The 217-nt window shown below is 57.1% G+C and carries 1 rRNA gene; it reads right to left on the bottom strand.

What is annotated here, in order from left to right:
* Nucleotides 1-80: ribosomal RNA gene (rrf, locus tag M8009_RS19020) — 5S ribosomal RNA — on the bottom strand; the annotation flags it as partial.
* Nucleotides 81-217: the final 137 nt, after the last annotated feature.

Below are 217 nucleotides of genomic sequence, written 5' to 3' on the forward strand. Positions count from 1 at the left end.
ACAATACCATCGGCGCTGAGCGGTTTCACTGCTGAGTTCGGCATGGGATCAGGTGGTTCCCGCACGCTATGGTCGTCAGGCGAAAAACGGTGAATCATGCTGACGCTACGTCTCGTCGTATCCGGCTTGTCGGTCGCCATCGGCAGACCGCTTGGGTGTTATATGGTCAAGCCTCACGGGCCATTAGGACCGATTAGCTCAACGCCTTCCAGCGCTT

The organism is Halomonas gemina (assembly GCF_023554995.1).
In the GTDB taxonomy this organism is placed as follows: domain Bacteria; phylum Pseudomonadota; class Gammaproteobacteria; order Pseudomonadales; family Halomonadaceae; genus Halomonas; species Halomonas gemina.